The sequence below is a fragment of the Actinosynnema sp. genome (genome assembly GCF_052038725.1).
Genome location: NZ_JBQGCX010000825.1, coordinates 1 through 9,704, shown reverse-complemented (window position 1 = coordinate 9,704; position 9,704 = coordinate 1). Strand labels below are relative to the sequence as shown.

5 protein-coding genes and 1 pseudogene are annotated in these 9,704 nt (G+C 75.2%); 4 read left to right on the top strand and 2 right to left on the bottom strand.

The window, feature by feature from the left end:
• Positions 1-1,212: pseudogene (locus ACTUAL_RS16985) on the top strand (acyltransferase family protein); the annotation flags it as partial.
• A 15-nt stretch (positions 1,213-1,227) separates the two neighbouring features.
• Here ACTUAL_RS16985 and ACTUAL_RS16980 read toward each other — a convergent pair.
• Both ACTUAL_RS16980 and ACTUAL_RS16975 read right to left on the bottom strand, forming a co-directional pair.
• Positions 1,228-3,417, bottom strand: coding sequence for a phospholipase A2 (locus ACTUAL_RS16980; protein WP_440900952.1), 2,190 nt, complete (start codon positions 3,415-3,417; stop codon positions 1,228-1,230).
• A gap of 447 nt (positions 3,418-3,864) precedes the next feature.
• Positions 3,865-4,458: an SACE_7040 family transcriptional regulator gene (locus ACTUAL_RS16975; protein WP_096496849.1), complete on the bottom strand. Its 594-nt coding sequence runs from the start codon at positions 4,456-4,458 to the stop codon at positions 3,865-3,867.
• Positions 4,459-4,812: 354 nt separating this feature from the next.
• On the opposite strand from ACTUAL_RS16975, the gene ACTUAL_RS16970 reads away from it, so the two are divergent.
• Genes ACTUAL_RS16970 through ACTUAL_RS16960 form a run of 3 tightly spaced genes read left to right on the top strand, consistent with a single transcriptional unit; the run spans position 4,813 to position 9,508 of the window.
• A complete protein-coding gene (locus tag ACTUAL_RS16970; RefSeq protein WP_440900951.1) occupies positions 4,813-6,414 on the top strand; it encodes a carboxyl transferase domain-containing protein in 1,602 nt (533 codons plus the stop codon).
• Positions 6,414-8,345: an acetyl/propionyl/methylcrotonyl-CoA carboxylase subunit alpha gene (locus ACTUAL_RS16965; RefSeq protein WP_440900950.1), complete on the top strand. Its 1,932-nt coding sequence runs from the start codon at positions 6,414-6,416 to the stop codon at positions 8,343-8,345. Before ACTUAL_RS16970 ends, ACTUAL_RS16965 begins: the two co-directional genes overlap by 1 nt.
• A gap of 5 nt (positions 8,346-8,350) precedes the next feature.
• On the top strand, positions 8,351-9,508 hold the full coding sequence (locus tag ACTUAL_RS16960) for an acyl-CoA dehydrogenase family protein (RefSeq protein WP_440900953.1): 1,158 nt from the start codon (positions 8,351-8,353) through the stop codon (positions 9,506-9,508).
• Positions 9,509-9,704: the final 196 nt, after the last annotated feature.

The window sequence follows — 9,704 nt, the reverse complement described above, 5'->3', positions numbered from 1 at the left end:
ATGCCCGCCGACCGCTGCACGCCCGCAGGCTCCGGCGCGCCTGTCGACCCCGGCGCGCCCGCCGCGCCCGACATGCCCGCAGGCTCCGACATGCCCGCCGACCGCTGCACGCCCGCAGGGTCCGGCGCATCTGCCGCCCCCGGCGCGCCTGCCGCCCCCGACATGTCCGCAGGCTCCGGCGCGGCCCCGCCTTCCGGCGCGCCTCCGCGTCCCGGCGCGGCCCCACCCGCCCGTCCGCGCCCCGCTTGCGCGAGTCCCGCCGACCGGCGCCCCACCAGCCCGCGCCCCACCAGCCCAACCCCCACCGCCCCAACCCCCACCACCCCCCACGAGGCAGGCGCCCCCGTGACCCGCGACCCGTTCGTCGACGCCGTCCGCGCCCTCGCGATCACCGGCGTGGTGCTCGGCCACTGGCTGGTGACCGCGCTGGTGCTCACCGAGCACGGCGTGGTGCTGGACAGCCCGCTGCGCTGGATGCCCGAGCTCGCCCCGGTGACCTGGGTGCTCCAGACCCTGGGGCTGTTCTTCTTCGCAGGCGGGTTCGCCGCCGCGCGCTCGCGCGTGCCGTGGTGGGTCCGGGCGCGCCGGGTGCTGCCGTCGGTCGGGGTGCTGCTCGGGGTGTGGGCGCTGGTCCTGCTGGGGCTGTCGCTGCGCGGGCTGCCGCAGGAGACCGTGCTGGTCGTCGGGTGGCTGGTGGTGGGGCCGCTGTGGTTCCTCGGCGTGCACCTGGTGCTGCTGGCCTGCACGCCGGTGCTGCGCCGCCTCGGCTGGCCGGGGCTCCTCGGCGTCGTCCTGCTGGCCGCGCTCGACCTCGGGTGGATCAACGTGCTGCTGGTGTGGAGCGCGCCGTGGCAGCTCGGGCTGCTGCTGCGCGGTGGACCGGGCGGCGCCGACGAGCGGGCCTGGCGCTCGCGGGGCGCGGCGCTGCTGGTCGGCGGCGCGACCGCGTTCGCCCTGCTGGTCCGGTTCGCGGGCTACCCGGCCAGCGCGGTCGGCGTCCCCGGCGGCCAGTCGTCCAACCTGTTCCCGCCCTCACCGGCCGCGCTGGCGCTGGCCCTCGCCCAGATCGGCCTCGTGCTGCTGGTCCGCCCGAGGTTCCCCGCCCGGTGGGTCAACGACCGGGCGCTGCCGATCTACCTCGCCCACCAGAGCGCGCTGCTCGCCGTCGCCCTGGTCGGCGCGGTGCTCGGGGCCGTGCCCGGTCTGCTGACCGAGCCCGGCTCGCCCTCATGGGTGGTGCAGCGCCTCGCGTGGCTGCCAGTGCTCTGGTGCGCGCTGCTGGTCCTGCTTCGCGGCGCAGGCCAGCAGCGCCACCGCGATCGTCGCCCCGTGCAGCGCCAGCACCGAGCTGGTCGGCTCCAGCACCAGCATCGGCGGGACGCAGGCCAGCGCGGTCAGCAGCCACGGCCCCCGGTCGTGGCAGGCCCCGGAGCGGGCCACGTGCACCAGGTACCAGCCCAGGAGCAGGTGGATGAGGTTCTGCAGCGCGTCGACCTGGAGCCCGCCGAGGCTGCCCGCCTGGCCCGCGAACCCGGTCACCACGAACCCGACCACGCCCAGCGCGCCGTAGCCGACGCCGAGGGTGACCGCGAGCCTGGTGCGGTGCGTCTCCCTGGTCCGGCACAGCGGGAGCGCCTGGTGCCGCTCGAAGCGGTGGAACGCCCGCAGCAGCGGCAGCAGGAGCAGCACGAGCAGCGCGGGCCAGCGGGGGACGCCGGAGGTGAGCAGCCAGGTCACCGCGGTGCTCGGGGAGTCCAGCAGGCCCAGTGAGCCGACGACGGCGGCCAGCGCGGTCAGGTAGCCCAGGTACAGGGTCATGGGGGCGGTGCGCGCGTAGTGCACCACCCGCCACGGCGTGCCGTCCGCCAGCCACGCGGTCGCCCGCTCGCGCAGCAGCATCACCAGGCACAGCTGGCCCAGGGCCAGCACCAGCAGGAGCACCGTGGGCGACCCGGCGCCCTCGACGTCGTCGCCGGGCAGCGCGACCGCCGCGCCGGGGTGGCCGCCCAGCGCCAGCAGCGCGGCCAGCGCGGGCGCGGACACCAGCGCCAGGCCCGCGTACGCGGACCGGCGGACCCTGGCCAGCGAGCCGTCCGCGTAGCAGAAGCCCAGCTGCTGGAGCAGCAGCGCGCCCAGCACCAGGGTGGCGTAGCCGCCGGTGCGCCACTCGTGGGCGACCCGGACCGCGTCCACCACCGCCATCAGGGCGACCAGCGCGAACGGGGTGAGCAGGCGGGCCCTGCGGTGCAGCGCGGCCATGAGCGGGGTGGCGGCGACCGCGACCAGGTAGACGCCGACGAACCACAGCGGCTGGGCAATCAGCCTGCCGAACAGCTCGACGCCGTCCTCGGGCACGTCCAGCAGCTGCAGCGGCAGCGGCAGGACCAGCCAGGCCAGCACGAACGCCAGCACCGGGCGCAGCAGCCAGGTCAGCCTGCCGGTCAGGTAGCGGCCGTAGCCGCCGTGGTCGGCGCGCACGGCCTGCCAGGCGAGCAGGTTGGCGTGGCCGCCCGCGAAGAAGAACACCGGGACCGCCTGGAGCACCCAGGCGGCCACCCACAGCCACGGGGCGCCGAAGCCGGACCAGCGGGAGAGGGTGAGCAGCGACTGGCCCGCGACGACCAGGCCGAGGCTGGCCAGGCGCAGGAAGGTGGCGTACCGGTCGGGGCTGGCCGGGAGCGGCGCGGGGCGGGCGGCCTCGGGGCCCCCGTCGCCCTCGCCGGGCCCGCCCCCGCGGCGGGCGCGGGCGCCGGGGACGCGCGCCAGCAGCAGGAGCACGACCACGGCGCTGCCGAAGCCCCAGGCCAGCACCGGCTCGTGGCCGGGCGCGCTCCAGCGCTGCCGCCAGGAGTTGAACTCCAGGCCCGCCGCGTACACCGAGGCCACCGCGTGGCACTGCGACTCCGAGCCGCGCGGGTTGGCCCGGCAGCGGTCGTGCATGTCCAGCTCCAGCCGGGTGTCCAGCTCGCGGCGCGCGGACTGCGGGAGCGGCTGGCCCTTGATCTCGGCGTAGCGCAGCAGGTCGTAGCCGAGGTCGTGGGACTTGCAGGCCAGGTCGAAGTCCCAGCTCGTGGCGCCCGCCGGACCGGAGCAGTCGCCGGACGGGTCGGCCGCGCGCAGCGTGCCGTCCCCGGCGGGGACCGCGCTCGGGCTGCGGCCCATGACCGCGTCGAAGTCGGCGGGGAACGCGGCCAGCGGGTCGGCGGCGCTCGGGTGGCGCAGCGCGTCCACGGCCGCCGCCGCGGTCGCGGCGTCCCCGGTCAGCGGCTCGTCCTTGGCGGCGGTGGCCGGGCGCGAGGCGACCACACCGCAGACGAGGACCGCCAGGGTGACCAGGACGAAGCGGGACCAGGCGGGCAGCCGGGCGAGGAGGTCGAGCCCCGGCCAGCCCCGCGCGGTGCGTTCGGCTGCGCTCATTGGGCGGAGAGATTACGGAACGAAAACGGCGAGGCCAAGGGGTCACTTCGGGTGAACCCCGGATTCGTTGTGCGCGCGAAGGATCGGAACGGGATCACCACGGTGCGCGGACCTCCTCGGCTGCCGTGCGCAAAACGCGTCCGAAACGGGCTCGGGCGCGTGCTGACCTGCGCGGGGCCCGGTCCGCGAGGGGCGTGAACACCCTGGGTGAACTATTTGGTCACCGGGTGGAACGGCAGGCGCGGCCGGGAACTTGAGAACATTGGCACATCGGGTGCCTGCGGTGAATTCGACCCCTGCTGCACCCCGTCGACCAGTCCTCACTGCGGAGAGTGCGCATTGATCAGGCGAGGGTGAAGAGCATTGTCCGGGTCAACGGCGCGCGTTCCGGTGAATGCGCGGCGGGATCGGTCCGGCGGGTCGGTCCGGCGGGTGCGGGGAGGCGGTTCAGGCGGGCTGGCCGGTCCGCGGCGCGCCGGACGAGGTGATCGACGCCAGCGCCATCCTGGTCAGCAGGGCGGCCATCTGCTCGCGGTCCAGGTGCGCGCTGTGCGGGGTGGAGTTGATCAGGCCGAAGACCGCGTGCGCGGCGGCCCGCGCGGTCGGCTCGTCCACCCCGCGCACGCCGTCCTGGACGACCCGCACCCACACCTCGACGTAGCCGCGCTGGAGCGCCCGGACCCGCCTGCGGTCCGGGTCGGTCAGGTTGGCCAGGTTGCGCATCTGCACGGTGATCAGCGCCGGGTCGTCCAGCGCGAAGTCCACGTGCCAGCCGACCAGCGCGCGCAGCGCGGCCTCCGGGTCGGCGGCGGCGTCGACCCTGGCCCGGCCGCCGTCGAGCAGGCGCTCGCTGATGGCGGTCAGCATCTCGCCGAGCATCGCGTCCTTGCTGCGGAAGTGCCGGTAGAGGGCGGGCCCGGAGATGCCGACCGCGGCGCCGATGTCGTCGATCCCCACGCCGTGGAAACCGTGGCGGGCGAACAGCTCGGCCGCCGCCGAGAGGATCTGCTCGCGCCGGGTCTGCTTCGCGGTCGGGGTCACGGGCCCATCCTAATCGAGCGCGCGGACGTGAGTAAACGATCGTTAACAGAGTTGCCCGCCACCTGGGAACCGGAAAGGCCGACATCCGCGCCGGAAAGCGATCAGATCTCGCATTACCCGCGGGTAACACCGATGGGCGACCCCGGACCCCCGAACCGCGGGCGATCGTGGCCGGTGGCCCGGCGTGCGCGGCCCCGGACCAGGTCAGCCGCGCGCCCGACGCCCCGGCGCGACTCCGGTCCCGCCCGGTGCCCCCGACGTGGCATTGCCGGAATCGCCGGGATGGTGGACGGTTGGCGTTAACCGTCGCTAACATCAGGCGAGGTTAACGACCGCTAACCGCGAGGGGAGTCCATGGCAGCCCCCGTCCTGCGCAGCACCGCCGACCGGGCGTCCGACGCGTTCCGGCGCGGCGTCGAGGCGCACACCGCGCTGACCGCCGACCTGCGCGCCCGGCTCGCCGCCGCCGCGACCGGCGGCCCCGAGAAGGCCCGCGCCCGGCACGTCGAGCGCGGCAAGCTGCTGCCCCGCGACCGGGTCGACGCCCTGCTCGACCCCGGCTCCCCGTTCCTGGAGCTGTCCCCGCTCGCCGCGAACGGCCTGTACGGCGACGAGGCCCCCGGCGCGGGCGTCATCACCGGCGTCGGCCGCGTCGAGGGCCGCGAGTGCGTGGTGGTCGCCAACGACGCCACCGTCAAGGGCGGCACCTACTACCCGATGACGGTCAAGAAGCACCTGCGCGCCCAGGAGGTGGCGCTGCACAACCACCTGCCGTGCGCCTACCTGGTCGACTCCGGCGGCGCGTTCCTGCCCCGCCAGGACGAGGTGTTCCCCGACCGCGAGCACTTCGGCCGGATCTTCTTCAACCAGGCCACCATGTCCGCGCGCGGCATCCCGCAGATCGCCGCCGTCCTCGGCTCCTGCACGGCGGGCGGCGCGTACGTGCCCGCCATGAGCGACGAGGCCGTGATCGTCCGGGGCCAGGGCACGATCTTCCTGGGCGGCCCGCCGCTGGTGAAGGCCGCCACCGGCGAGGTCGTCACCGCCGAGGAGCTCGGCGGCGGCGAGCTGCACTCGCGGGTCTCCGGCGTCACCGACCACCTCGCCGAGGACGACGCGCACGCCCTCGCCATCGTCCGCTCCATCGTCGGCACGCTCGGCCCCCGCGCGCCCCGCCCGTGGGAGGTCGCGCCGACCGAGGAGCCCGCGCACGACCCGGCCGACCTCTACGGGGTCGTCCCGGTCGACAGCCGCACCCCGTACGACGTGCGCGAGGTCATCGCCAGGGTGGTCGACGGCAGCCGGTTCCAGGAGTTCAAGCGCGAGTACGGGCAGACCCTCGTCACCGGGTTCGCCCGGATCCACGGCCACCCGGTCGGGATCGTGGCCAACAACGGCGTGCTGTTCGGCGAGTCCGCGCTCAAGGGCGCGCACTTCATCCAGCTCTGCGACCAGCGCGGCGTGCCGCTGGTGTTCCTGCAGAACATCAGCGGGTTCATGGTCGGCCGCGAGTACGAGGCGGGCGGCATCGCCAAGCACGGCGCGAAGATGGTCACCGCCGTCGCCTGCGCCCGCGTCCCCAAGTTCACCGTCGTCATCGGCGGCTCGTTCGGCGCGGGCAACTACTCGATGTGCGGGCGGGCCTACTCGCCCCGCTTCCTGTGGATGTGGCCCAACGCCCGCATCTCCGTCATGGGCGGCGAGCAGGCCGCGTCCGTCCTGGCCACCGTCCGGCGCGACCAGCGGCCCGACTGGTCCGCCGAGGACGAGGAGGCCTTCAAGGCCCCCATCCGCGCCCAGTACGAGGACCAGGGCAACCCCTACTACTCGACCGCCCGGCTGTGGGACGACGGCGTGATCGACCCGCTGGACACCCGCGCCGTGCTCGGCCTGGCGCTGTCCGCGGCGGCGAACGCCCCGCTCGACCCCGTCGGCTACGGCGTCTTCCGGATGTGATGCGCGTGTTCGACACCGTCCTGGTCGCCAACCGAGGCGAGATCGCCGTCCGGGTCGTCACGGCGCTGCGCCGCGCGGGCGTCCGGTCCGTCGCGGTGTTCAGCGACGCCGACGCGGACGCCCTGCACGTGCGGCTGGCCGACACCGCCGTGCGCATCGGGCCCGCCGCCGCCCGCGACAGCTACCTCGACGCGGGCCGGATCGTCGCCGCCGCGCTGGAGACCGGCGCGCGGGCCGTCCACCCCGGCTACGGGTTCCTCGCCGAGAACGCCGGGTTCGCCCGCGCCTGCGCCGAGGCGGGCCTGGTGTTCATCGGGCCGCCCGTGCGGGCCATCGAGGTCATGGGCGACAAGATCCAGGCCAAGCTCACCGCCGCAGCCGCCGGGGTGCCGGTGGTGCCGGGGCGCGCCGAACCCGGCATGGGCGACGACGAGCTGATCGCCGCCGCCACCGAGATCGGGTTCCCGGTGCTGGTCAAGCCGTCCGCAGGCGGCGGCGGCAAGGGGATGCGGCTGGTGCGCGAGGCCACCGGGCTGCGCGAGGCCGTCGAGTCCGCCCGGCGGGAGGCGCGCGCGTCCTTCGGGGACGACGCGCTGCTCGTGGAGCGGTACGTGTCCGACCCCCGGCACATCGAGATCCAGGTCCTCGCCGACGCGCACGGCACGACCGTGCACCTGGGCGAGCGCGAGTGCAGCCTCCAGCGCAGGCACCAGAAGGTGATCGAGGAGGCGCCCTCGCCGCTGCTCGACGCGGACGCGCGCGAGGCCATGGGGCGCTCGGCCGTGCTGGCCGCCGAGTCGGTCGGCTACGTCGGCGCGGGCACCGTCGAGTTCATCGTGGACGGCACGACCGGCGAGCACTTCTTCCTGGAGATGAACACCCGGCTCCAGGTCGAGCACCCGGTCACCGAGCTGGTCACCGGCGTCGACCTGGTCGAGCAGCAGCTGCGCGTGGCCGCCGGGGAACCGCTCGGGTTCACCTCCGTCGAGCTGCGCGGGCACGCCGTGGAGGCGCGGGTGTACGCGGAGGACCCGGCGCGCGGGTTCCTGCCCACCGGCGGGCGGGTGCTGCTGCTGCGCGAGCCCGACGGGGTGCGGGTGGACTCGGCGCTGCGCGAGGGCCTGGTGGTCGGCAGCGACTACGACCCCATGCTGGCCAAGGTGATCGCGCACGGCGCCACCCGCGCCGAGGCGCTGCGCAGGCTCGACGCCGCGCTGTCCCGGACCGCCGTGCTCGGCGTGACCACCAACGTGCCGTTCCTGCGGGCGCTGCTGGCCCACCCGGACGTGCGCGCCGGGCGGCTCGACACCGGGCTGGTGGAGCGCTCGCTCGACGCGCTGCTGCCCGGCGGCACGCCCGACGACGTGCTCGTGGCGGCGGGCTGCGACCGGTTCCTCGGGCTGGGCGGGGCCGACCCGTGGGAGCGGCTCACCGGCTGGCGGGTCGGCGAGCGCGCCTGGGCGCGGGGGGTGCTCGACGGCGCCGCGGTGCGGGTGCGCGGCGTCGCGCCCGACGTGGAGGTGCGCGTCGGCGACGCCGACCCGGTGCGGGTGACCGCGCGGCGCGAGGGCGACGAGCTGGTCGTCGGCGCGCGCCGGTACGCGGTGGCCCGCGACGGGGACGCGCTGTGGCTCGGCCGCGACGGCGGGGCCTGGCAGGTCGTGGAGACCACCCCCGACGTGGCCGCCGCGCGCGGGGCCTCGTCCGGCGGACCGGTCACCAGCCCCATGCCGGGGACGGTGCTGCTGGTGCGCGCCGCCGAGGGCGAGAGCGTCGTCGCCGGGCAGGCGCTGTTCGTGGTCGAGGCGATGAAGATGGAGCACACCGTCGCCGCGCCGGTCGACGGTGTGCTCACCGGGGTACGGGTCCGGCCCGGCGACCAGGTCGCGCTGGACGAGCAGTTGGCCGCAGTACTGCCACCCGAGGAGTGAGGGCGTTGTTGGACTTCCGGCTCGACGAGGAGCACGAGGCGCTGCGCGCCACCGTGCGGCGGTTCGCCCGCGAGGAGGTGGCGCCCGTCATCGGCGGGTTCTACGAGCGGGAGGAGTTCCCGTACGACCTCGTCGCGAAGATGGGGCGGATGGGCCTGTTCGGGCTGCCCGTGCCCGAGGAGCACGGCGGGATGGGCGGCGACTACTTCGCGCTGTGCCTGGCGCTGGAGGAGCTGGGGCGGGTCGACTCGTCCGTCGCGATCACCCTGGAGGCCGGGGTGTCGCTGGCGGTCATGCCGCTGCTGCGGTTCGGCACCGACGAGCAGAAGGCCCGCTGGCTGCCCGCGCTGGCCGCGGGCGAGGCGCTGGGGGCGTTCGGCCTGACCGAGCCCGGCGGCGGCTCCGACGCGGGCGCGCTGCGCACCACCGCGCGCCTGGAGGACGGGCAGTGGGTGCTCAACGGCACCAAGGCGTTCATCACCAACTCGGGCACCTCGATCACCTCGCTGGTGACCGTCGCCGCCGTGACCGGCCGCAAGCCGGACGGCCGCCCGGAGATCTCCACGATCATCGTGCCCGCCGGGACGCCGGGGCTGGCCGTGGGCAGCAAGTACTCCAAGGTCGGCTGGAACGCCTCGGACACGCACGAGCTGTCGTTCCAGGACTGCCGGGTGCCCGAGGAGAACCTGCTCGGCGAGCGGGGGCGCGGGTACGCCCAGTTCCTGCGCACCCTCGACGAGGGCCGGGTGGCGATCGCCGCGCTCGGCGTCGGGCTGGCCCAGGGGTGCGTGGACGAGTGCGTGCGCTACGCCAAGGAGCGGGAGGCGTTCGGCTCGCCGATCGGGCGGTACCAGGCGATCCAGTTCAAGATCGCCGACATGGAGGTGCGGGCCCACACCGCGCGGCTGGCGTACTACCAGGCGGCGTCGAAGATGCTGCGCGGCGAGCCGTTCAAGCGGGAGGCGGCCATCGCGAAGCTCGTGTCGTCCGAGGCGGCGATGGACAACGCGCGCGAGGGTGCGCAGGTGTTCGGCGGGTACGGGTTCATGAACGAGTACCCGGTGGGGCGGTTCTACCGGGACGCGAAGATCCTGGAGATCGGCGAGGGCACCAGCGAGGTGCAGCGGATGCTGATCGCGCGGGAGCTGGGGCTGGTGAGCTGACCCGGCCCGCGCGAGGCGGGGGGTGGTCCGCTCCGGGCCACCCCTGGACATAACATGAGGTTAGGCTAACCTACCCTCGAATTGTCCCGTGGGCGCCCCGCACACCGGAACCGCCGCAACCGTTCGAAAGCAGCCACCACCATGTCCAACGCCAGTGCCACCCGCCCCACCCGCCGCGGCATACTCGCCGCCGGCG